21 protein-coding genes and 1 pseudogene are annotated in these 23,168 nt (G+C 64.6%); 12 read left to right on the plus strand and 10 right to left on the minus strand.

Annotated elements, in window-relative coordinates:
* Position 1: 1 nt before the first annotated feature.
* The gene (locus tag PSK12I2_RS24515) at positions 2-886 is read right to left on the minus strand and encodes a LysR family transcriptional regulator (protein WP_084222065.1); all 885 of its coding nucleotides are present in this window, start codon (positions 884-886) and stop codon (positions 2-4) included.
* A gap of 256 nt (positions 887-1,142) precedes the next feature.
* On the opposite strand from PSK12I2_RS24515, the gene PSK12I2_RS23760 reads away from it, so the two are divergent.
* Positions 1,143-2,234 (plus strand): MFS transporter, encoded by a 1,092-nt coding sequence (locus PSK12I2_RS23760; RefSeq protein WP_256203953.1) that lies wholly within the window; start codon positions 1,143-1,145, stop codon positions 2,232-2,234.
* A 96-nt stretch (positions 2,235-2,330) separates the two neighbouring features.
* Here the strand turns inward: PSK12I2_RS23760 and PSK12I2_RS0106735 are convergent, their stop codons facing one another.
* The 3 genes from PSK12I2_RS0106735 to speB form a co-directional block, all read right to left on the minus strand.
* Positions 2,331-3,710, minus strand: a complete 1,380-nt coding sequence (locus tag PSK12I2_RS0106735) for a sodium:solute symporter (RefSeq protein WP_027597785.1) — start codon at positions 3,708-3,710, stop codon at positions 2,331-2,333.
* A 63-nt stretch (positions 3,711-3,773) separates the two neighbouring features.
* Entirely contained in the window at positions 3,774-5,279 is a 1,506-nt protein-coding gene (locus PSK12I2_RS0106740) for a cytosine permease (protein WP_027597786.1), read from the minus strand.
* Positions 5,280-5,416: 137 nt separating this feature from the next.
* Entirely contained in the window at positions 5,417-6,367 is a 951-nt protein-coding gene (speB, locus tag PSK12I2_RS0106745; protein ID WP_027597787.1) for an agmatinase, read from the minus strand.
* Between the two features lie 135 nt (positions 6,368-6,502).
* Between speB and PSK12I2_RS0106750 the strand changes: the two genes are divergently transcribed.
* The 5 genes and pseudogenes from PSK12I2_RS0106750 to PSK12I2_RS25030 all read left to right on the plus strand — a co-directional run bounded on the left by PSK12I2_RS0106750 (position 6,503) and on the right by PSK12I2_RS25030 (position 9,975).
* Complete coding sequence (locus PSK12I2_RS0106750) at positions 6,503-7,402, plus strand: LysR family transcriptional regulator (RefSeq protein WP_027597788.1); 900 nt, start codon at positions 6,503-6,505, stop codon at positions 7,400-7,402.
* A gap of 107 nt (positions 7,403-7,509) precedes the next feature.
* Positions 7,510-7,839, plus strand: a pseudogene (locus PSK12I2_RS25440) (PAS domain-containing protein); the annotation flags it as partial.
* A 93-nt stretch (positions 7,840-7,932) separates the two neighbouring features.
* A complete protein-coding gene (locus PSK12I2_RS0106755) occupies positions 7,933-9,075 on the plus strand; it encodes a methyl-accepting chemotaxis protein (RefSeq protein WP_371100364.1) in 1,143 nt (380 codons plus the stop codon).
* 61 nt (positions 9,076-9,136) lie between these two features.
* Complete coding sequence (locus PSK12I2_RS0106760) at positions 9,137-9,748, plus strand: tRNA-uridine aminocarboxypropyltransferase (protein ID WP_007162288.1); 612 nt, start codon at positions 9,137-9,139, stop codon at positions 9,746-9,748.
* A gap of 59 nt (positions 9,749-9,807) precedes the next feature.
* On the plus strand, positions 9,808-9,975 hold the full coding sequence (locus PSK12I2_RS25030) for a hypothetical protein (RefSeq protein WP_007162289.1): 168 nt from the start codon (positions 9,808-9,810) through the stop codon (positions 9,973-9,975).
* Between the two features lie 70 nt (positions 9,976-10,045).
* On the opposite strand, the gene PSK12I2_RS0106770 is transcribed toward PSK12I2_RS25030, so the two are convergent.
* Positions 10,046-10,444 carry a YbaN family protein gene (locus PSK12I2_RS0106770; RefSeq protein ID WP_007162290.1) on the minus strand — a complete coding sequence of 133 codons (399 nt, stop codon included), beginning with the start codon at positions 10,442-10,444 and terminating at the stop codon, positions 10,046-10,048.
* Positions 10,445-10,447: 3 nt separating this feature from the next.
* A complete protein-coding gene (locus tag PSK12I2_RS0106775; RefSeq protein ID WP_007162291.1) occupies positions 10,448-11,032 on the minus strand; it encodes a YecA family protein in 585 nt (194 codons plus the stop codon).
* Positions 11,033-11,194: 162 nt separating this feature from the next.
* On the opposite strand from PSK12I2_RS0106775, the gene recQ reads away from it, so the two are divergent.
* The 3 genes from recQ to PSK12I2_RS0106790 all read left to right on the plus strand — a co-directional run bounded on the left by recQ (position 11,195) and on the right by PSK12I2_RS0106790 (position 16,282).
* Positions 11,195-13,333 (plus strand): DNA helicase RecQ, encoded by a 2,139-nt coding sequence (recQ, locus tag PSK12I2_RS0106780; protein WP_027597790.1) that lies wholly within the window; start codon positions 11,195-11,197, stop codon positions 13,331-13,333.
* 73 nt (positions 13,334-13,406) lie between these two features.
* On the plus strand, positions 13,407-13,844 hold the full coding sequence (locus tag PSK12I2_RS0106785; RefSeq protein ID WP_007162293.1) for a MarR family transcriptional regulator: 438 nt from the start codon (positions 13,407-13,409) through the stop codon (positions 13,842-13,844).
* A gap of 239 nt (positions 13,845-14,083) precedes the next feature.
* Positions 14,084-16,282, plus strand: a complete 2,199-nt coding sequence (locus PSK12I2_RS0106790) for a FimV/HubP family polar landmark protein (protein WP_027597791.1) — start codon at positions 14,084-14,086, stop codon at positions 16,280-16,282.
* On the opposite strand, the gene PSK12I2_RS0106795 is transcribed toward PSK12I2_RS0106790, so the two are convergent.
* Complete coding sequence (locus tag PSK12I2_RS0106795) at positions 16,283-18,481, minus strand: patatin-like phospholipase family protein (protein WP_027597792.1); 2,199 nt, start codon at positions 18,479-18,481, stop codon at positions 16,283-16,285.
* 71 nt (positions 18,482-18,552) lie between these two features.
* Between PSK12I2_RS0106795 and PSK12I2_RS0106800 the strand changes: the two genes are divergently transcribed.
* On the plus strand, positions 18,553-18,873 hold the full coding sequence (locus PSK12I2_RS0106800; protein ID WP_027597793.1) for a SelT/SelW/SelH family protein: 321 nt from the start codon (positions 18,553-18,555) through the stop codon (positions 18,871-18,873).
* Between the two features lie 2 nt (positions 18,874-18,875).
* On the opposite strand, the gene cspD is transcribed toward PSK12I2_RS0106800, so the two are convergent.
* Complete coding sequence (cspD, locus tag PSK12I2_RS0106805; RefSeq protein ID WP_007162297.1) at positions 18,876-19,151, minus strand: cold shock domain-containing protein CspD; 276 nt, start codon at positions 19,149-19,151, stop codon at positions 18,876-18,878.
* Between the two features lie 222 nt (positions 19,152-19,373).
* Here cspD and clpS point away from each other — a divergent pair, with 222 nt between their 5' ends.
* A complete protein-coding gene (gene clpS / locus PSK12I2_RS0106810; protein ID WP_007162298.1) occupies positions 19,374-19,730 on the plus strand; it encodes an ATP-dependent Clp protease adapter ClpS in 357 nt (118 codons plus the stop codon).
* Positions 19,731-19,778: 48 nt separating this feature from the next.
* Positions 19,779-22,049, plus strand: coding sequence for an ATP-dependent Clp protease ATP-binding subunit ClpA (gene clpA / locus PSK12I2_RS0106815; protein ID WP_007162299.1), 2,271 nt, complete (start codon positions 19,779-19,781; stop codon positions 22,047-22,049).
* Positions 22,050-22,120: 71 nt separating this feature from the next.
* Here clpA and infA read toward each other — a convergent pair whose 3' ends face one another.
* Positions 22,121-22,339 (minus strand): translation initiation factor IF-1, encoded by a 219-nt coding sequence (gene infA, locus PSK12I2_RS0106820; protein WP_002553999.1) that lies wholly within the window; start codon positions 22,337-22,339, stop codon positions 22,121-22,123.
* A gap of 94 nt (positions 22,340-22,433) precedes the next feature.
* Positions 22,434-23,141, minus strand: coding sequence for an arginyltransferase (locus PSK12I2_RS0106825; protein ID WP_007162300.1), 708 nt, complete (start codon positions 23,139-23,141; stop codon positions 22,434-22,436).
* Positions 23,142-23,168: the final 27 nt, after the last annotated feature.

Consider the following 23,168-nt stretch of genomic DNA (forward strand, 5'->3'; position numbering starts at 1 on the left):
ATCATCCAGCCAGCTCGCTGCGTATCGCATCCAGCACGATAGCCGATAGCCTTCCAGTGAGAGGCTCAGGAGCGGCCTCTCGGCGATGTAGGGTCAGCGCTATGGATGGCAGTGTCGGTAGACCAAAGGCACCTTCTGGCAACAGCTCTGTTCCCTGCTGCAGACCTAGGCCGGTGCGGATCGAATAGCCCAAGCCTGCCTCAGTCGCTGCGGACAGGCCGCTCAGGCTCGAACTGGTAAACGATATACACCATGGCATTCCTGCCTTATCGAGCGCTTCTGTTGCGGTGGTGAAGAAGGGACAAGGCGCATCGAAAGCAATGATCGGTAGCGGTACGTCGTCTTCCGGATGCCAATGCAAAGGGTACCGAGAGGTACCTATCCAGCGCATCGGAAGCTCGGCAACCGTTTCAACTTGACCCGTGCATTCCGATCCGGCCCAGGTAACCGCGAGGTCTAGCGATCCATTGTCTATGCGAGCAAGAAGATCGGCATTACGCGCTATACGGGCTTCAACTCGGACATCAGGATGGGCGCGCACGAAGCGGCCTAGCACCTTCGGTAAGAAACCGCCTAGGTCCTCCTGCAGACCTAGGCGTATCCAACCCTTGAGTTTTAGCTCCGAGACCGCCGCGACAGTTTCGTCGTTGAGGTTCAACAGCTTACGAGAATAATTGAAAAGGACTTCCCCCGTATCTGTCAGCGCCAGCTTACGGCCAGCCTTTTTGAACAGTGGAGCTCCCGCCTGAGCTTCGAGCTTTTTCAACTGCGCGCTCACGGCTGAAGTCGAGCGTGACAATTTGTTCGCAGCCTTGGCAAAACTCCCCAGCTCGACACCTGTAACGAAGGTACGCATCACGTCGAGATCGAAACTAACGGGGCGCATGACAATCCTGTTTTTCGGGAAATAGACGTAAATAAATTTGATTTTCGAAACGATAGCGTCGTGTGAAGCTCGCGTACACATTTTTTTCGGCGAGCAAATCCATGGTCACAGGTAAGAGTCACCGCTGGAAAGTCCTAGGCGTAGGGGTCGCGGCGAATGCAAGCTTCTCCAGCGTTGTAGGAGGGCTACCAGCAACGGCGGTATTCATGCGTAGCACTTTCAGCTGGGCAACACTGAGCTTGGACTTGTGTTGGGAATGCTAGGGTTGGGCATTGCAGTCAGCGAGATCCCGTGGGGACTTATCACTGACCGTTGGGGGGATCGTCCCGTCTTGCTGGCCGGCCTGTTCAGCTCGGCCATTGCCATGCTGACGCTCGCCCTACTGGCAGCCTTTGCGCCCACGGCTATGTTGCTAGCCGCTGGCCTCTTTGCGGTAGGCCTACTAGGCAGCAGCGTCAATGGCGCGAGTGGCCGCGCAATCATGGCATGGTTTAAAGAAGGCGAGCGGGGCCTCGCCATGAGCATTCGCCAGACAGCAGTACCGGGCGGCTACGCCCTAGGCGCAGTCTTCCTGCCATGGCTGGCTCATGCCCATGGATTCTTCGAAGTGTTCGCCGTGTCCGCCGCGGCATGCGTAGTATCAGGTCTATTTGCCTGGGCCTGGCTATTTGAGCCTGATTTCACGAGCCCCGTCAGCGTTGAGGCAGGTTCTACAGGTAAAGGCCCTTTGCAGGATCTTGGGGTCTGGAGGATCGTGCTGGCGATTGGTCTACTCTGTGCCCCTCAATTCGCTACCCTTACCTACGCAGCAATATTTCTCCATGACTTCGGCAAGGTCGACATCACAGTTGTCTCCGCCACACTTGCTGCAATTCAGGCTGGTGCCATTGTCAGCCGTATTTGGAGCGGGCGTTGGACAGACAAGCACAACAATCGCCGTTCCTATCTGAAGACCTGTGCTTCGCTTAGCGCCATTACCTTTCTCCTGCTCGGCCTGACAGTGAGCGTTGCCAGTACCAGCGGATTAAACACATCCCCAATATTTGTATGGGTGATCATCGGTGTGATGGTCGTGGCCGGCATTGCCGTATCTGCCTGGCATGGAGTTGCTTATACCGAACTAGCAACTCTGGCCGGAGCCAGTCGGGCAGGTACCGCCCTGGCTATGGGCAATACCTGCGTCTTTATCGTGCTATTCCTCACGCCAATCGCGGCTTCAGCCTTGACGAGTCATATCTCCTGGGCCTCGGTATGGCTAGCAGGCTCTATCTGTGCCTTGGTAGCAGTGCCGTTATTTCCGCATGTGCTGAAAAGTCCTGCGGTAGCGCTGAAGTCGCATGACGCTTGATGCATTTGCGTTGTAAGCAAAAAGCACCTGGTATTGCGGAGTTTCCTTAGTCCCTGGCTTCTCGCTTGCCCACTGCGTGGCCTATATAGCCGATGATCAGGCGGCCCGCGCCGCCACCTGGGAGCGCGCCGTGAGCAGACTTACCACCACGAAGCTGACCAGGCTCAGGCCGAGGCTGAAATAGATCGGCGTATTCGCCTCCAGGCCGTCCTTGAGCATGAAGACGATGGCCGCGCCGGAACCCAGCAGCATGCTGGCCAAGGCACCCGCCGTGGTGGCGCGCGGCCAGAGGATGGCACCCAGCAGCGGCACCAGGATGCCACCTACCAGCAGGTTGTACGCCAAGGTCAGGGCGCCGATGACGTCATTGACCAGCAGCGCGATGGCGAGCACGGCGAGTCCGGTGAGCAGGGTGAACAACCGGGCCATGCCCAGGGTCGAGGCCCGGCCGCCGCGCAGTCGCGGCAGCAGGTCTTCGGTCAGGGTGGTGGACGCGGCCAGCAGACCGGCACTGGCGGTGGACATCATGGCGGCCAGGGCAGCGGCGATCACCAGGCCGCGGATGCCGTCCGGCAGGGCGCTGCGGACGATGGCGGCGAAGGCGTTGTTGGCGTCGGCGAGATCCGGCAGCAGCACCCGGGCGCACATGCCGATCAGCGCGCCCACCAGGCCGTAGATCACGCAATAGACGCCGGCCAGGCTGCCCGCCACGCGCGCCACGCCTTCGCTGCGCGCGGTGAAGACCCGCTGCCAGATGTCCTGGCCGATGAGGATGCCGAAGAAATAGATCAGGAAGTAGGTGAAGATGGTGTCGTAGCCGAGGGTGGTCAGGGCGAAGGCGCTGGCCGGCAGCTTGGCCACGAGGGCATCCCAGCCACCGACCCGGGTCAGGCAGATCGGCAGCAGCACGAACATCAGGCCCGCGGTCTTGATGACGAACTGGACGATGTCGGTCAGCGTCAACGACCACATGCCGCCGATGCTGGAATAGATCACCACTACGCTGCCACCGAGCAGGATGGCGCTCCAGAAGGGCAGCTCGAACAGCACCTGGATCACCGTGCCCATGGCCAGCACCGAGACCACGCTCAGCATCAGCGCATAGACGAACATGATGGCGGCGCTGGCCTGCCGGGCCAGGGGCGTATAGCGCCGTTCCAGCACCTGGGTCACGGTGTAGATGCGCAACTTCAGCAGGGGTTTGGCGAGAAACAGATTGAGCACCAGGATGCCACCACCCAGCATGGCGCACAGCCAGAAGCCGGACAGCCCGTGGACGTAGCCCAGGCGCACCGTGCCCACGGTGGCGGCGCCACCCAGCACCGTGGCGGCCATGGTGCCCAGGTAGCAGCCCGGGCCGAGGTTGCGACCGGCGACGAGGAATTCTTCCTGATTGCGGGCGCGGCGCATGCCGTACCAGCCGAGCAGGAGCATGGCCAGGGCGTAGGCCAGAACGACGGAAATATCCAGGAGCATGACGGAATCTCTTGCAGGACTAGACAGGGCCGGGCGCACCGACCCCGTGACAGGGTTCAGGTATCAGGCGGCGCGGATGCCCGGGAGCGAGGTGCGGGCACGACTGCGTCTGGAGCGTCGCGGGCCGGTCGGGCCATAGACGGCCGCCGGTTCCGGGAACAGCAGGAGCAGCAGCAGATAGAGCAGGGCGGCGCTGCCCAGGGCCAGCGGCAGGCTCAGGTCGATGCCGCCCGCCAGTTCACCCAGGGGCCCGACGAACTGACCGGACAGATTGACGAAGGCGAGGCCGAGCAGGGCGCTGGGAATCCAGGCGCCCATGCCGCGCCAGTTCCAGCCATGGTGGAACCAGTAGCGGCCACCCTGCTCGCCGCGGGTGAACACCTGCAGATCGTCCGGGCAATAGAAGCCGCGGCGGACCACCAGCCCGAGGATCATGATCACCATCCAGGGGCTGGTGCAGGTCACGATCAGCACGGCAAAGGTGGAGACGCTCTGCACCAGGTTGAAGCTGAAGCGCCCGATGAAGATGAAGGCGATGGCCGCCAGCCCGATCAGCAGGGTCGCCCGTACCCGGGTCAGCAGCCGGGGTAGCACGCTGGAGAGATCCAGGCCGGTGCCATAGAGCGCGGTGGTGCCGGTGGACAGGCCACCGATGATCGCCAGCAGGCATACCGGCAGGAAGTACCAGGTGGGCGCGATGGCCAGCAGACCGCCCACATAGTTGTTTTGCGCGATGTAGTCGGGTGCCCTGGTCGCCACCAGCGAGGCGGTGGCCAGGCCGAACAGGAAGGGGATCAGGGTGGCGGCCTGGGCCGCGATCACCGCCAGCAGGATGCGCAGGCGGGGCGTCTGCCGCGGAATGTAGCGCGACCAGTCGCCGAGAAAGGCGCCAAAGGACACCGGATTGCTCATGGCCACCAGGGCCGCGCCGATGAAGGCTGCCCAGAAGCCCGGCTGACCCGCTTGCAGGGTGCCGGCGTAACCGGCGTCGAAACTGCCGGCGAAGGCCGGGATGCCGAGCAGGAACAGCAGGCTGGCACTGACCACGGCGATCTTGTTGACCCACAGCATGAAGCGAAAGCCATAGAGGCACACCGTCAGCACCAGCACGGCGAACAGCCCGTAGGCCAGCCCCAGGCTGAGCGCGTTCTCCGGCAGTCCGACCAGGCGCTGGGCACCGCCCACCAGGGCATCGCCGGAACTCCAGACCGACAGCGAAAAGAAGGCGATGGCGGTCAGCAGCGAGAGAAAGGAGCCGACGATACGGCCGTGGACGCCGAAATGGGCACCGGAGGAGACGGCGTTGTTGGTGCCGTTGAGCGCGCCGAACAGCCCCATGGGCGCGAGGATCAGGGCGCCACACAGGACCCCGCTCGCAATGGCCAGCACCCCGGCCTGGAAGGACAGGCCGAACAGGATCGGAAAGCTGCCGAGCACGGCGGTGGCGAAGGTGTTGGCCCCGCCAAAGATCAGGCGGAACAGGTCGAAGGGGGTGGCATGGCGTTCGTGGTCGGGAATCTGCTCGACGCCAAAGGTTTCGATACGGGTGATGCCGTCATGATGGTCCATGGATGACGCCTCGACACGGTTATACGCAGGCCGGACCCGCGTTCTTGTTGTCGGCGGACCAGGCGGTCCGCCGGTGTTCGGCAGCGAAAAGACAGCGGGTGGGCGACCGTCATGGCGGGTCGCCGCACCTTGGAGCGTCAGCGGTAGGCGACCCCCGGCAGCACGCAGAGCATCTCGTAGAGCAGGTTGGCGCCGAGCAGCGCGGTATTGCCGGTGGTGTCATAGGGCGGCGAGACCTCGACCAGGTCGCAGCCCACCAGCTCGAGTCCTCGGCAGCCGCGGATGATCTCCAGTGCCTGGATGGTGGTCAGGCCGCCGATCTCCGGCGTGCCGGTCCCCGGCGCCCAGGCAGGGTCGATGCTGTCGATGTCATAGGACAGATACACCGGTCCGCCCCCGACCCGCTCGCGCACCTCGGCCATCAGCGGCGTCAGCGATCTGTGCCAGCATTCCTCGGCCTGCACCACCCGAAAGCCCTGCTCGCGGCACCAGTCGAAATCGTCGGCGGCGTAGCCCTGGGCGCGCAGGCCGATCTGCACCACCCGGTCGCAGTCGAGCAGGCCTTCCTCCACCGCCCGGCGGAAGGTGGTGCCATGGGCGATCTTCTCGCCGAACATGTGCTCGTTGACGTCGGCGTGGGCATCCACGTGCACCAGGCCGATCTTGCCGTACTTCTTCTTCATGGCGCGCAGGATCGGCAGGGTCAGGGTGTGATCGCCGCCCAGGGTGAGGGGGATGACGTCGTGCTCCAGCACCCGGTCGTAATGCGCCTCGATCAGGCGCACCGTATCGAGCAGATTGAAGGTATTGATGGCCACATCGCCCAGGTCGGCGACACTCAGGGAATCGAAGGGCGCCGCGCCGGTGGCCATGTTGTAGGGCCGGATCATCACCGATTCGCTGCGCAGCTGGCGCGGACCGAAGCGGGTGCCGGAGCGCAGCGAGGTGCCGATGTCCAGCGGGATGCCGATGAAGGCGGCATCGAGGCCTTGAGGGGAGGCGAGGTGGGGCAGTCGCAGCATGCTGGCGATGCCGCCGAAACGGGGCATCTCGTTGCCGCCCAGCGGCTGGTGCAGGATCTTTTCCACGGGTCATCCTCGTCGTAGTGATGTCCCGATTGTGCAAAGCCTATGGCGGCTGAAAAATCGGCCCGGACAAAAAATCACTTCAGAGATTTCTGAACTAATGGCTAGACTGCCGGGCTGCGTCCACCGGAGTCCGCCATGGCCAATGCCCTCCACGACATCCGCCTGCTCAAGCTATTCGCCTGCGTGGTCCGCCACCAGGGATTCGCCGCGGCGCAGCAGGAATTGAACCTGTCCACCTCGGCCATCAGCACCTACATGAGCCAGCTGGAGGGTCAGCTCGGCGTCACTCTCTGTCATCGCGGCCGGGGCGGTTTCGCCCTGACCAGCAAGGGTGAACTCTTCCATCAGGAAACCCTGCGCATCCTGGGCGAGATCGAGGGCTTCGAACGCTATGCCAACACGCTCAGGGGCGAACTGAGCGGCACCCTCAACCTCGGCGTGCTGGATTCGCTGTCCAGCGAACCGGCGCTGCCGCTGGCGCAGGTGATTGGCCGCTACACCCATGACTATCCCGGCGTGCATCTGCACCTGGCCGTGACCAGCCCCTATGAATTGCAGCTCGGCGTCCTGGAAGGACGGCTGGATCTCGCCGTGGGCGCCTTTTCCGCCCGTATGAACGGGGTGGTCTACCAGCCGCTGTATCGCGAGCAGCACTGGCTCTATTGCAGCGATCGGCATCCACTGTTCCAGGAGCGGCGCATCCCGGCCGAGATGATCACCCGCCAGCGGATGGTGCGACGCGGCTACTGGAGTCAGGCGGAGCTGGCTCGCCATGGCTTCAAGGAAAGCGCCGCCACCGTGGAAAGCATGGAAGCGCAGTTGATCCTCATCCTCTCGGGTGCCTATATCGGCTATCTCCCGGAGCACTATGTCCACGCCTGGGTCGACCAGGGGCGGCTCAAGGCCCTGCAACCGGCCACCTTTGGCTATCAGGCGCCGTTCTCCCTCATCAGCCGTCGAGGGCGCGGAAAGGAGCCGCTTATCCAGAGTTTTCAGCGCATCCTTAAAGCCCAGATGCAACATGCCGATAGCTAGTATGACGATAACCAAATGGTTACCGTCGGCGCCTGTGACGGCAGTTGGCCACCATTGAACTGGTTGATGTCGCACGGAGTAGATAACCCGCTAGATAAGGCACCCGCATGCGCACGAATTTGCCGGTCACCCAGCAAGGCCGTACCTTCAAGGAAGAAGAACGACTCATCTCCACCACTGACCTGCAGGGGAACATCACCTACTGCAACGAGGCCTTCATCGCCATCAGTGGCTATACCCGGGAGGAGCTGATCGGCAGTCCGCACAATCTGGTGCGTCATCCCGACATGCCGCCGCCGGTGTTCGGCCACATGTGGGCGACCCTCAAGGAGGGCAAGCCGTGGATGGGCATCGTCAAGAATCGCTGCAAGAACGGTGATTTCTACTGGGTGAGCGCCTATGTCACCCCGATCCTCGAGCAGGGCCGGGTGATCGGTTACGAATCCGTGCGTTCGCTGCCCAGCGCCAGCGAAGTCCGTCGCGCCGGCGAACTCTATGCCCGCATCAATGCCGGCAAGGCCCCCGTGCCCATGACTCGCCGCCTGGGCAGCGCCATCGCCGCCTGCTGGTCGACGGTGGCAGCCACTGGCGTCATCCTCGGCGGCCACTTCCTGCTTGATGACACGTCTCAGGCGGTCCTCATCGTCGCGGCGCTGCTGGGTATCAGTGGCCATCAGCTGTATCGCCAACGTGCCAGCATCGAGCGCATCCTCGCCGATCATCCAAAGATGTTTTCCAGTGCCGTGGTCGCCCCGACCTACAGCGACCAGTGCGGCGCCCCGGCCCGCCTGGACCTGGCGCTGCACAGCGAAGCCGCGCGACTGCAGACGGCCCTGACCCGCCTGGCCGATGTCGGCGACAGCGTGCGCCTGAAGGCCCGCGAATCCTCCCAACTGGCCCAGTCCGAGGCCGAATTGCTGGATCAGCAGCGCCATGAGACCGACCAGTCCGCCGCTGCCATCACCCAGATGACTTCCACCATCCACGAGGTCTCGCAGAACGTCCAGGAGACCGCCCAGGCCGCCGCCAATGCCGAGAGTCTGGTGCATTCCGGGCGGGACAAGGCCGAAGAGAGCCTGACCTCCATGCGCGAACTCGGCGCGGCGGTCAGCGACATCGGTCAGGCCGTTGGCGAGCTGGCCAACTCGACCCAGAGCATCGGCAGCGTTGCCGACGTCATCACCGCCATCGCCGAACAGACCAACCTGCTGGCGCTCAACGCCGCCATTGAGGCCGCCCGCGCCGGCGAAGCCGGTCGCGGTTTCGCCGTGGTGGCCGACGAGGTCCGCTCGCTGGCCTCGCGCACCCGCGAATCCACCGAACAGATCCACCAGATCATCGCCAATCTGCAGGCCAATGCCGACCGCGCCGTGGCCACCGCCAGTCGCGGCGAAGAGACCTCGCGCCAGAGCGAACGCCACTCGGCAGCGGTACGCGAGTCCCTGGAAGGCATCAGTGCCTCGGTCAGCCTCATCACCGCAATGAGCCAGCAGATGGCCACTGCGGTGGAAGAGCAGAGTCACGTGTCCGAGGACATCAACCGCCAGATCAGCCGCATCGCCGATCTTTCCGACCACAGCTCGGCCCAGGCCCGTCGCGGCTCGGAACTGAGTCGCGAACTGGAAGGCATGGCCGACTACCTGCACGATCTCACCGCGCGCTTCAATCGCTAGGGCGGAGCAGGGCGGCGGCGATCCGGTATGATCGCCGCCCCGATTCGCTCCGGAAGCCCTGATGTCCCGTCCCGCCTGCGCCCGCTGCCAGCGTCCCCTGTCGCTCTGCCTGTGCGCGCTGATTCCTGCCCTGGCCAGTCGCACCCGGGTGCTGCTGCTGCAGCATCCCAGCGAGCGGCGCCATCCGCTCAACACGGCGCGCCTGGCCGCCCTGGGGCTCGACAATGCGCAGCTGGAGATTGGCGAGACCTTTCCCGACCTGCCGCTCTGGCTCGCCGATCATGACGCCTGGCTGCTGTTTCCCGGACCCGAGGCGGTCACGGTCGATCTGTTGCCGCCTGCTGCCGTGACCAAAGCGCCACGGCTGCTGGTGATTCCCGACGGCACCTGGCGCAAGGCGCGCTTGCTGCTGCACGCCAATCCGCTGCTGGCGGCCCTGCCCAGGCTTACCCTGCCGCCTGGCGCACCTTCGCGCTACCGGGTGCGCAAGGCCCCGGCGCCGGATGCGCTGTCGACCGTGGAGGCCGTGGTCGCGGCGTTGAATGCGCTGGAGGCGCCGCGCCGCTTCGATGCCTTGCTGGCACCCTTCGAGGCGCTGATCGACGGCCAGATCGCCGCCATGGGGCCGGAAACCTTTGCACGCAATCATGGCGGCGCAGAGCCGCGCGACTGAGGGAATTACCCGGGTGCCGGACCACTCTACCTAGAGAGAGTCAGCAGAGGAGTCACCCCATGTCCCGCTTCCCGATCCGCCAGCACGACGAATTCGCCAGCCTTGCCATGCCCCGTGCTGGCGGTGAACCCGATCAGCCCGATCCGGCGCCCATCCAGCCCAGCGAGCCGGGCGAGCCCACCGTCCCCGATCAGGCACCGCCGACCCCCATGGCCAGAGCCGCCTGAGCGCCGCTGCGTTTCCCATGAAAAAAGGGCGATCATCACTGATCGCCCTTTTTTCATGCCGGTCGCGCGGCTAGCGCCGGGTCTTCTGCCGGAGCAGGTAGACCGTCACCGCCGCGCAGCTGGTGAAGGCCGCTACCCGTGCCCAGACGTAGGGCACCAGCCAGCAGGAAAAGCCCACGCTGATCCACATGGCGACGATGGCGTAGACCTTGCCCTTGAGCGGGATGCCTTCGCCTTCCAGATAGGGCTTGACCCAGGGTCCCAGCCATTTGTGGTTGATCAGCCACAGATAGAAGCGCTCCGAACTGCGCATGAAGCAGGCCGCGGCCAGGAGCAGGAAGGGCGTGGTGGGCAGCAAGGGCAGAAAGGCGCCGATGATGCCCAGGGCCACGCTGAGCCAGCCGAGGCCCAGCAGCAGGTAGCGGACCCAGCCCTTGCGCTGGCGGGGTCTGGGGGTGGCCTCGTCCATCGCTCAGTGACGCGGCTTGAGCAGCGCCGGCTTTTCTTCGGGGGAATGGCAGAGCAGGAACAGCTGGGTCAGCAATTCCGGGATCTGCACCATCATGTCGGCGACCAGGCGACGGTCCTGGGCGATCTCGGAGAACTCCGGCTGTTCGTCGAACAGACCCGAACCCACCATGATCGGCAGCAGCAGCTCGCTGACCTCGTCTTCGGCGTCTTCGAACCACACGGCTTCGCGGAGGAACACGCCTTCCATGAAGCCGATGCACCAGCCGCGCAGTTCGGAGTCGTCCGGCTCGGGGCCGAGATCCAGGTCGCAGGGCAGGTCCAGCTCTTCGTCACTGCCCAGCACGCGCAGGATATGCGCCTTGAGCTGCACCAGGGAGCGCTCGATCTCCTCCTGCTGGGCGGCGTCGCGATACTGCGGCGGCTCGGCGAAGAGGGCGTCGATCCACTCGCGTTCGGGAACCTCTTCCGGGCAGATGGACAGGGCGGTCAGGTAGCCATGGGCGGCTACGTAGTCGAGCGCTTCTTCGTGCAGATCGTCTGCATCGAGAAAATCGCGCAGACGGGTCAATTGTTCGGCGAAGGACATCGGCTACTTACCTCGGAAAGGATTCGAAAGGGCAGAACGGCCGGAATTGTAGACGAGCGCCCCGGTCACGTCGAACCTGACGGCCCGGCGCCGGCGGACGGAAAAGCACCGCCGCAGCGACCTCGGCATCCGTATAATGGCCGTTCCATTCGAGGAGGCTTCATGTCAGAACCTGCGCTGCGCATCCTTAAAGACGTCTTTGGCTACGACGCGTTCCGTGGCAACCAGGCCCGGATCATCGAGCGCGTGGCCAGCGGTGGCGATGCGCTGGTGCTGATGCCCACGGGCGGCGGCAAGTCCCTGTGCTATCAGGTGCCGGCCCTGCTGCGGCCCGGCGTGGCCGTGGTGGTCTCGCCGCTGATCGCGCTGATGGACGACCAGGTCGCCACCCTGCTGGAACTGGGCGTGTCGGCGACCGCGCTCAACTCCACCATGACCGGCGAACAGCAAAGAGCCGTCGCTGCGCAGCTGGAGCGCGGCGAGATCAAGCTGCTTTATCTCGCACCCGAGCGCCTGGTCCAGCCGCGCATGCTGGATTTCCTCAAGCGCCTGCCGATCGCCCTGTTCGCCATCGACGAAGCCCACTGCGTGTCCCAGTGGGGCCATGACTTCCGCCCGGAATACATGCAGCTCGGTCAGCTGGCCGAACACTTTCCCGGCGTGCCGCGCCTGGCGCTCACCGCCACCGCGGATTCCCGTACCCGCGAAGAGATGGCCAGCCGCCTGCACCTGGAACAGGCCGAGCGCTTTCTCTCCAGCTTCGACCGACCCAACATCTTCTATCGCATCGTGCCCAAGGAGTCGCCACGCAAGCAGTTGCTGGCCTTTCTGGCCGAGCGTCGCGGCGATGCCGGCATCGTCTACTGCATGTCGCGCAAGAAGGTGGAGGAGGTGGCCGAGCAGCTCAGCAACCAGGGTTTTCCGGCCTTGCCCTATCACGCCGGCCTGCCCAATGACGTGCGCGCCGCCAACCAGAAGCGTTTCCTCAACGAGGAAGGGCTGATCATGGTCGCCACCATCGCCTTCGGCATGGGCATCGACAAGCCCAACGTGCGCTTCGTCGCCCACCTCGATCTGCCCAAGAGCCTGGAAGCCTACTACCAGGAAACCGGACGTGCCGGCCGTGACGGCCTGCCGGCCGATGCCTGGATGGCCTACGGCCTGCAGGACGTGCTGCTGCTGCGGCAGATGATGCAGAACTCCGAGGGCGACGAGCGCCACAAGCGCATCGAGCGGCACAAGCTCGAAGCCATGCTGGCGCTGTGCGAGGAAACCCGCTGCCGGCGCCAGGTGCTGCTGGCCTATTTCGACGAGCACCTGCCCCAGCCCTGCGGCCATTGCGATAACTGCATCGATACCGTGGAGACCTGGGACGCCACCGAACCGGCGCGCCAGGCGCTGTCGGCCATCTACCGTAGCGGTCAGCGCTATGGGGTAGGGCACCTGGTCGACATCCTGCTCGGTCGGGAAACCGAAAAGATCGTGAGCCTCGGCCATCAGCGCCTGGCCGTGTTCGGCCTGGGCAAGGCCCGCGGCGAAGACGAATGGCGCACCCTGTTCCGCCAACTGGTCGCCCGTGGCCTGGCCGAGGTGGATGTCGACGGCTTCGGCGGCCTGCGCCTGACCGAAAGCTGCCGCCCCCTGCTGCGCGGCGAAGTGCGCATCGAATTGCGCCGCGATCCCAAGCCCCAGCGCGGGCGGGGCAGCAGTGGCAGTGGTTCGGCCAGTGCCGCCAGCCAGTTGGTGCGCGCCGACGAACGCGAACGCTGGGAGGTCTTGCGCACCCTGAGACGCAAGCTGGCCGAGGAGCACTCGGTACCGCCCTATGTGATCTTCCCCGACGCCACCCTGCTGGAGATGCTGCGCAGCCAGCCGCGCTCGCTGGACGAGATGAGCCGGGTCAGCGGCGTGGGCGCGCGCAAGCTGGAGCGCTATGGCCAGGCCTTTCTCGACGCGCTCAATGACGGCGACGCCGCGCCAGCGCCGGTCGCCGACGTGCGGCACGAGGTGCTGACCCTGGTACGCGCCGGGATGACGCCCGAGCAGGCGGCGCGCCAGCTCAATTGCTCGGAAAAGAATGTCTATGCACTATTGGCCGAGGCCATCGCCGGACAGCAGATCGCCCTGGAGCAGGCCCTGGACCTGCCAGAGGATCTGCTGGCGGAAATCCAGGATGCCTTCCTCGAAGATGAGGGCGAATTGCCGCCGGTAGCCCAGGTCGCCGCGCGCTTCGAAGGGCGGGTGGCGGCGGGTGCACTGTACTGCGTGCGGGCAGCCTTGCAGGCGGAATTGGCGGACTAGCGAGGCGCGGCGGTTGCCCCGCCATGCCGGTAAACAGAATAATGAGAAAATCCAAGTACAAGGTTTAGCCTGAATGACCCCTACCGATCCACACCTGTTTGGCCGCCAGATCTTCCACGTGTCCCGTGCCTGGCGCGCCGAACTCGACCGGCGCCTGAGTCATCTGGGGCTGTCTCAGGCGCGTTGGCAGGTATTGCTGAACCTGGCGCGGATGAAGGGCGTCCAGCCCACCCAGCGTGAGCTCGCCCAGAGCATCAGCATCGAGGGGCCGACCCTGGCACGGCTGCTGGACGGTCTGGAAAAGCAGGGGCTGGTGAAGCGCCTGGCGGTCACCGAGGACCGGCGTGCCAAGCGCATCATGCTGACCCAGGAGGCCGGTCCGCTGATCGAGAAGATCGAGACCATCGCCGAAGCCCTGCGCAAGGAGCTGCTCAGCGGCCTGGACGACGAAGAGATCGCCATCTGCCAACAGGTCCACCAGCGCGTCCTGGCCAATCTCGAGCGCGGTTGACTGCCGTCTGGCGGCTTGCCCCTCGCGGGTAGCGCCCCCCGCCATCAACACCCACTTCGGCCGAGGCGTCTGGGTCGCCTATCGCGCCCAGTCGCCTTCGCGGTGGGCTTTTCGGCGCGTGCGGCCATCGGTTTGCCGTCTGTCGGTATCGATGCTACGTTCCAGCGTAGCGGAGGCGATTTTTGTGAGCCACCGCGCTAAAACACCGGTTTACTCGAATACCTGACGCAGCGGTATCCATGGTCGCGAAACGCCGTCCCCTTGCCTTTGTCATCCTGTCGGCCGCCGCGCTGACCACTCTTCCTCAAGCGGCGTTCGCGCTCGGCCTGGGGGGCATCACCCTGCAGTCCGCTCTGAACGAGCCCCTGCGCGCGCGGATAGAGCTGGTCAATATCGGCGATGCCGATGCCGGGGACTTCCGCATCCACCTGGCGGCGAACGAGGCGTTCGCCCAGGCTGGCGTGGACCGCACCCAGTTCCTCGATGACCTGGTGTTCACCCCGCACCTGCGCACGGCGGCCGGCAGCTACATCGAGGTCACCTCGCGCCGCTCGCTGGTCGAGCCCTATCTCGGCTTCATCGTCCAGCTGGAACAGCCAGGCGGCAAGCAGCTGCGCGAATTCACCCTGCTGGTGGATCCCCCGCGCAGCGGTGGCGCCCCTACCAGCGTCGCCAGTACGGCGCCGGCGCGGGTCCAGGCTGCACCCGCGCGCGCCGCCGCTGCGGCCCCCGCCACGGGCTCGATGGCTCGACAAGCCGTTTCGGCGCCGCGCCAGGGGCTGGCACCTTCGCCGGATCTGGCTGCCGGGGAAGGCGTCTACCAGACGCGTCCCAAGGACACCCTCTGGAGCATTTCCAAGCGCCTGGGGCCCATGGCGAACCGGTCGGCGGAGCAGCTCATGGCCGATCTGTTCGCGCTCAATCCGGCGTCCTTCGCCAACAACGATCCCGGGCGACTCAAGGCCGGGCAGCGCCTGCGGCTACCGGTGGGGGTCAGCGAGCCTGCGCCGCGGCAACCCGTGGTGGCCAAGACCGCCCCATCGCCGGCGCCCACCCCGGTGCCCGCGGCACCGGTCGCCGCCGCGCCGGTGCTGGCACCTGCACCCGCGGCCTCGGCAGCCGCACCAGCGCCCGTCGCGGCCCCAGCCCCGGCAAGCGAAGGGGCGGCGCCACCCGTAACGGCGCCGCAGCCCGCCGCAAGCCCTGCCGAGGACACCAAGCCGCTGCTGGTGACCCAGGACCTGGGTCGGCAGGTCGGCGATCTGGAGGGTCAGCTCACCCAGCTGCAGGAGCGCTACGACGCGCTGCTGGCGCAGAAAGAGGCGATGATCGAACAGCTTCAGCAGGACCGCGACGGTCTGCAGCAGCAGTTGAAGCAGGCGCGTTCGGTGGCCCTGGCCGCGCCGACGCCGGTAGGCACCCCCGCGGCACCTGCAACGCCAGCGCCGCAGGCGGCACCCGTTGTGGGTTCCACGTCCGACAGCGCCGACGAAGGCCTGCTGTCCCTGCGCTCGCTGTTGCTGGCTGGCGCCGCGGCCATTCTGGCCCTGGCCGGGGTGCTCTGGTGGCGTCGGCGGCAGGCCGAAGAGGCTGCTGTCGACGTGGAGGACGAGGTCGAGCAGCTCGACAGGGCGGAGCCCCTGCCCGAGCCCGTCCTGGCCGCTACCCAGCCGGTGCCTGCCAAGGCCAGGCCGGCGACCGTCGCCAGCCCGGCGCCGGTCGACGATCATGCCGGTCGTGCGGAGATCTACATCGCCTATGGCCGTTACGGCCAGGCGCGAGAAGTGCTGGAAAGCGGTCTCGCCGAAGACGATCGGCGGCAGGATCTGCGGCTGCTGCTGCTCCGGGTACTGGCCACCCTGGGCGAGGCCCAGGCGTTCCGGCAGCACGAACAGCGCTTTCTCGCGCTGGGCGGCGTGGCGGCGAGCCTGGCAGTGCTGCATGCCCAGTTTCCCGGGATGTCCGCCGAACCGGTGGACCCCCTGCTGGAGGATGATCTGGACCTCGACCTGCCGGCGTTCGACGCGCCAGCGAGCGAGTGGTCGGCGGAATTGCAATTCGCCGAGCCGGCGGCGCCTGCCCCGGTGACCGAAGAGCACTATGACCTGGATCTGGCCGACCTCAGTCTCGATGAGGCCATTGCCCTGACCGAGGAGCTGGATGCCGATTCCGGGTGGAAGCAGGTCGATGCCCTGGAGCTCAGCCTCGAGGACGACTTCCCCGAAGGCCTGGGCGAGTTGCCGGCGGTCATGGAGCTGGACCTGAGTCTCGACGAGCACTTCATGGCCGACACCATCGCCCGGCGGTTCGCCGAGGCCGAGGCCTGTCTCGACCAGGGCGACGTCCAGCACGCGACCTCGTTGCTGCAGGAGATCGTCAGCGAGGGCAGCGACAGTCAGCGCGAGCGGGCCGAGATCCTGCTGTCCCGCATCGCCTGATCAGAAGCTGTTGCCCAGGTTGATGTAGAAGGCGTGCTCGCCCTGGTCGCTCAGGCCATAGGTGAACTTGAGCGGCCCCAGTGGCGTATCCAGGCCGAGGAACAGGCTGGCTGCGCTGATGTTGCCGCTGTCGTAGTCGTCGTCGCGGTTCCAGATCCGCCCCTGCTCCAGGCTGCCACCCAGGTACACCGGGGTGTCCAGTGGGAACAGCGAGCGTTGCGTGAGCTGGTGGTAATAGATCAGCCGCGCCAGACCGTAGTTCTGCCCGGACAGGGCGTCCTGCCGATAGCCCGAGAGCTGCCAGGCTCCGCCCAGCAGGAAGCTGCTGGTCACCACATTGGTGTCGCTGTCGGTCGATAGGGTGCGGCCCAGACCGCCACCCAGCACGAAGGTGTTGTAGCCGTAGCTGAGCGCCTTGTTCAGGTGCAGATCCAGCTGACGATAGCGCGAATCCGAGCCCAGGCTCGGATCGAATTGCTTGAGCGTCAAGGCCAGGTCCTGGCCCTCGCGCGGGAAGTTCACGTCGTCCAGATCGTCCAGCGAATAGCGCAATACGTAGAAGCCTTCGGTAAAGGACTCCTCGGGTGTCTCTCGCGGGCCGACGTGCACCTTGGTGCTGCCCCAGTCGTGGCCGATGCCCAGGCGTATCTCGGCCTTGTTGCCGATCTGCCTACCCACGTTCAGGCCGAAGCCATAGCGTTCGCGGCGGTATTCGGCGATGGGGTCGTTGCGTTCCAGCTGTTCGATGTTGCGCGCCTCGCCGCCGATATAGGGGGCGATGAAATAGCGTGAGCCGACGTCCAGCGGCTGGTAGAACTCGCTGTAGAGCTCCTGGTGATCGCCGATCTGCACCCGCGTCAGCCATTCGCCACCCAGGCGATTGAGGCCATTGATGCGATAGCTGGCACCGAAGTTGAAGGCGCTGTCGCCTCGCAGGTCATCCGACAGATTCAGGCCCAGCCGCAGGAAGTCCGTGCCGCTGCGCTTGCCGCGGGCGTAGATCACCAGCACGTTGTCACCGGGGCCATCCCGGCGGATGCGGTATTCCACCTGGTCGAAGTAGTCCAGGCCATAGAGGGTGCTCATGTCATCCTGCAGGCGCTCCACGTTAAGGGGTTCGCCCAGGCGCTGGCGAATGTAGTGGCGGATGACCTCGTCCTCGACCTTGGAATCGTTTTCGATGCGGATGGCGTCGATGACCGGGGTGCGGCTGCTGGGCGCACGCGCGGCCGCCACCGCGGTGGTGCGTTCGTTCTTCGCGTCCTTGCGCAGCACCGCGAGCTCGCCGGCCATGGCCATCGTCGCCCGGTAGCCCGCATCGATCAGCGCCTTGACCTCGCTGAAGTCGGCGCTGGTATAGCTGGCCAGCGGCGGCTGGATCAGCAGGTCCTGCTTGCCCAGGGTCGCCAGTTGCGCCTGGGAGTTGTTGCGGGTCATCAGGGTGGTGGACTGATTGAGCACGTCCAGCACCGTGGTCAGGTCCTTGCGTTTGAGCAGCGGGGTGCCGATGTCGACCACCACCACCCGCTGCGCGCCCATGTCCCGCGCTACGTCGATGGGGATGTTGTCGACCATGCCGCCGTCCACCAGCAGCCGGCCGTCGATCTCCACCGGGGCGAACACCGCCGGAATCGACATGCTGGCGCGGATGGCCCGGGGCAGGTGGCCGTGGTCGAACACCACCTTCTCGCCGGTGGTGATATCCGTGGCCACGGCGCGGAAGGGGATGGCCAACTGGTTGAAATCCCGGGTGTCGCTGGTATGTACGAACAGCTTTTCCAGCATCATCCCCAGGTTCTGGCCCTGGATCACCCCGATCGGCAGGCCCAGGGTGCCATCGTCGCGAAAGCTCAGCTTCTGCTTGACCAGGAAATCTCGGTCGTCCTGCTTGCGCCTGAAGGGCACGTCCTTGCGTGGCGGCTGGTCGGAGAGCACCTGGCCCCAATCCATGTCCAGCGCGATGCGTTCCAGTTCCTCGGCGCTGTAGCCGGCGGCATAGAGACCACCGATCACCGCGCCCATGCTGGTGCCGGCGATGGCGTCGACCTGGATGCCCTGTTCCTCCAGCGCCTTGAGCACGCCGATATGCGCCAGCCCCCGGGCCGCGCCGCCGGACAGCACCAGTCCCACCTTGGGCGGTGGCGCACCCCAGGCCAGGGCGGACAGCAGAAGGCAGACTACGGGCAGCAGCAGGCGCATAGGACGGACCACATGGCGGACGGGATCGGGGGCTGCGTATTATAGGGAGCCCAGGCCTTGCGAGGTGTACCGTGGCGAACGCCAAACCTGTCATCACCATCCACTACTGCACCCAGTGCCAATGGCTGCTGCGCTCGGGGTGGCTGGCTCAGGAGCTGCTCAGCACCTTTGGTACCAATCTGGGTGGGGTGACGCTGCTGCCGGGGACCGGTGGCGTGTTCGAGATCGCCTGTGGCGGAGAGGTGCTCTGGGAGCGCAAGCGGGATGGCGGCTTTCCCGATGCCAGAACGCTGAAGAACCGGGTCAGGGACCTGGTGTTTCCGGAACGCGATCTGGGGCACAGCGAGGGACAGCGGCGCGAAGGCGGGGATGGCGCCCCCGAAGGGGCGTGAGATCAGGCTTCCGAGCTGACCGTATCCCGTACATCGAGGGTATTGGTGACTGGCGCTGCGGCGGGTGCGCTCACTTCGGCCGCGCGAATCTCGACGGCGTGCAGGCCCTTGGGACCCTGAACGATATTGAAGTTGACCGCCTGGCCCGCCTTGAGTGTGCGGTAACCGTCCATCTGAATGGCCGAGTAATGAGCGAATAGGTCTTCATCACTGTTATCTGCAACGATGAAGCCATATCCTTTGGCGTTGTTGAACCATTTGACCTTGCCACTGAGCATACCGGCTCCCTCTGCAAAGGACTCCAAGCCTGGAGTATCATTCGACTACAGTTCCAGTGAATCCACACAGACGCCACTACAACGGAACCCTTGGTACCTCGTCGGGTACAGGATGTTTGTAACACCCTTTCAGTCTTAGTCAAGGCAAGGCACTAGGCGGCTGAGACGTGGATCAAGCTCTTTTTTTCCTGCTATTCATCCCGTAATTCGGAATCGATCAGAATGCGTGTAATCGACCCCATCCGACTGGCGGCGGACGACAACGAACATCAGGACGGCGACAACGGTGGCCTGGCGGTGCAGGAAGCCAAACCTGCACTAAAACGGCCAGCCAGATATCGCGTTCTGATGTATAACGATGACTACACCCCGATGGAGTTCGTCGTCGAGGTGCTGGAACGCTACTTCAGCATGAACCGCGAAGCGGCTACCCAGGTGATGCTCACTGTGCATACTCAGGGAAAGGCGGTCTGCGGAACATTTACTCGCGATGTCGCTGAAACCAAGGCCATGCAAGTCAATCAATATGCGAGGGAGTGCAACCACCCGCTGCTGTGTGAAATCGAAATCGAAAGTTAGATCTGTGCTGCTTGGGCTACTGTGCTGCTTGGGCTATGAGGTGAAGCTATGTTGAATCGTGAGCTCGAAGTCACCCTGAATCTCGCCTTCAAGGAGGCGAGGACGAAGCGTCATGAATTCATGACCGTTGAGCACCTCCTGCTGGCGCTGCTGGACAACGAAGCGGCCGCCACCGTGTTGAGAGCCTGCGGCGCCAACATCGATCGCCTGCGTCGCGATCTGTTGGAATTCATAGATTCCACCACGCCCCTGATTCCACAGCAGGATGACGAGCGCGAAACGCAGCCGACGCTGGGCTTCCAGCGGGTCCTGCAGCGTGCGGTCTTCCACGTGCAGAGCTCGGGCAAGCGCGAAGTGACCGGGGCCAACGTCCTGGTCGCCATCTTCAGCGAACAGGAAAGCCAGGCGGTGTTCCTGCTCAAGCAGCAGAGCGTGGCGCGGATCGACGTGGTCAACTTCATCGCCCACGGGATCTCCAAGGTGCCCGGCGCCGCTCCCGAAGCCGAACAGGATCAAGACGCCGCCGAGGAGGAGGGTGCCGAACCCAGTTCCTCCAACAATCCGCTCGAAGCCTACGCCAGCAACCTCAACGAGCAGGCGCGGCAGGGCCGCATCGACCCGCTGGTCGGCCGCGAGCACGAAGTCGAGCGCGTTGCCCAGATCCTCGCCCGGCGTCGCAAGAACAATCCGCTGCTGGTGGGTGAGGCCGGGGTCGGCAAGACCGCCATCGCCGAAGGCCTGGCCAAGCGCATCGTCGACGGTCAGGTCCCCGACCTGCTGGCGGACAGCGTGGTCTACTCCCTGGACCTCGGTGCCCTGCTGGCCGGCACCAAGTACCGTGGTGACTTCGAGAAGAGATTCAAAGCCCTGCTGGCCGAGCTGAAGAAACGGCCCCATGCCGTGCTCTTCATCGACGAGATCCACACCATCATCGGTGCCGGCGCGGCCTCGGGCGGGGTGATGGATGCCTCCAACCTCCTCAAGCCGCTGCTGTCCTCCGGCGAGATCCGCTGCATCGGCTCCACCACCTTCCAGGAATTCCGCGGTATCTTCGAAAAGGACCGGGCACTGGCTCGGCGCTTCCAGAAGGTCGACGTGGTCGAGCCCTCGGTGGACGACACCTACGGCATCCTGCGTGGCCTCAAGGGGCGCTTCGAGCAGCATCACCACATCGAGTACACCGATGAGGCGCTGCGTGCGGCAGCCGAGCTGGCCGCCCGCTACATCAACGACCGCCACATGCCTGACAAGGCCATCGACGTCATCGACGAAGCCGGCGCCTATCAGCGCCTGCAGCCCGAGGATCGTCGCGCCGAGCGCATCGACGTGCAGCAGGTCGAGGACATCGTCGCCAAGATCGCGCGGATTCCCCCCAAGACCGTCAACAGTTCCGACAAGGAGCTGCTCCGCAACCTGGAGCGTGACCTCAAGCTGACCGTGTTCGGTCAGGATCTGGCGATCGAATCCCTGTCCACCGCCATCAAGCTGTCCCGTGCCGGTCTGAAGTCGCCGGACAAGCCGGTCGGTTCCTTCCTCTTCGCCGGTCCCACCGGCGTGGGCAAGACCGAGGTGGCGCGGCAGCTGGCCAAGGCCATGGGTGTGGAGCTGGTGCGCTTCGACATGTCCGAGTACATGGAGCGGCATACAGTGTCCCGGCTGATCGGTGCACCTCCCGGCTATGTCGGTTTCGACCAGGGTGGTCTGCTGACCGAGGCCATCACCAAGACGCCGCACTGCGTGCTCCTGCTCGACGAGATCGAGAAGGCCCACCCCGAGGTGTTCAACCTGCTCCTGCAGGTCATGGACCATGGCACCCTGACGGACAACAACGGTCGCAAGGCCGACTTCCGTAACGTGATCCTGATCCTGACCACCAACGCCGGTGCCGAAACCGCATCCCGTGCCTCCATCGGCTTCACGCTGCAGGATCACACCACGGATGCCATGGAAGTCATCAAGAAGAGCTTCACGCCGGAGTTCCGCAACCGTCTGGACACCATCATCCAGTTCGGCCGCCTGAGTACCGAAGTCATCAAGAGCATCGTCGACAAGTTCCTCACCGAACTCCAGGCGCAACTCGAGGACAAGCGAGTGCAGCTCGAGGTCAGCGATGCGGCCCGTGGCTGGCTGGCAGAGCGTGGCTATGACGTGCAGATGGGTGCTCGTCCCATGGCTCGCCTCATCCAGGACAAGATCAAGCGGCCGCTGGCCGAGCAGATCCTGTTCGGTGATCTGGCCGACCATGGCGGTATCGTGCACATCGATGCGGTGAACGACGAGCTGGAGTTCGAGTTCGAGACCACGGCCGAACCTGCCTGAGGGCAGGTCGCGGTTTACAATCGCTCATGAAAAAGCCCGGCATCGCCGGGCTTTTTCATGAAAGGATTCGCTTAACGCGCGCGGTAGGTGATCCGGCCCTTGCTCAGATCGTAAGGCGTCAGCTCCACGCGAACCTTGTCCCCCGTGAGGATGCGGATGTAGTTCTTACGCATCTTTCCGGAGATGTGCGCGGTGACGACGTGCCCATTTTCCAACTCCACGCGAAACATGGTGTTGGGCAGGGTGTCGACGACAGTACCTTCCATTTCGAAGCTGTCTTCTTTCGACATATATAGAAAAGCCCTCGGTGACAAGATAGGCCCAGAGCAGTCCGGGCGAAAAAGGCCCATATTCTGACAGAAATTCAGAAAAAGCGCTATTTCGTCAGGCCAGGGCGACCCAGCGCTGATTGACGAAGAGCTCGATGGGGCGATACTCGGTCTTATAGGACATCTTGCGACACCCTTTGATCCAGTAACCGAGATAAACCGCATCCAGGCCGAGGCGCCGGGATTCCGCGATCTGCCAGAGGATGCCGAAGACGCCGAGGCTGCGCTTCTCCTCGCTGGGATCGTAGAAGGTATAGACGGCCGACATGCCGTTGGGCAGGACATCGGTAACGGCGATCCCGATCAGACGATCTTCCACCCGCATTTCATAGAAGAAGGCGTAGGGCAGGTTGCTGACCAGGAAGGTGGAGAACTGGCCGCGACTCGGCGGGAACATGTCGCCGTCGGCGTGCCGCTCGCTGATGTAGCGGGCGTACAGCTGATAGCGTTCTTCGGTGAAGCCCGGGTCACAGCGGCTGACCTTGATGTCGAGGTTGCGCTTGAGGACGCGATTCTGCTTGCGGCTGGGGCGAAAGCGGGCGACGGGAATGCGGGCGGGGACACAGGCCTTGCAGAGCTGGCAGTGGGGGCGATAGAGGTGGTCGCCACTGCGGCGGAAGCCCAGTTCGGACAACTCCGCGTAGATCTGGCCGTTCATGGGCTGCGAGGGGTCGAGAAACAGCGTGGTCGCCTGCTCGTTGGGCAGGTAACTGCAAGCGTGAGGCTGGGTTGCGTAGAACTTGAGTCTCGCCAGCTCGGTCATGTCGAACCTCTACATAAGCCTAGCCTG

Origin of the sequence: Pseudomonas sp. MOIL14HWK12:I2, from assembly GCF_000510745.1 — a bacterium.
GTDB classification, from domain to species: domain Bacteria; phylum Pseudomonadota; class Gammaproteobacteria; order Pseudomonadales; family Pseudomonadaceae; genus Chryseomonas; species Chryseomonas oryzihabitans.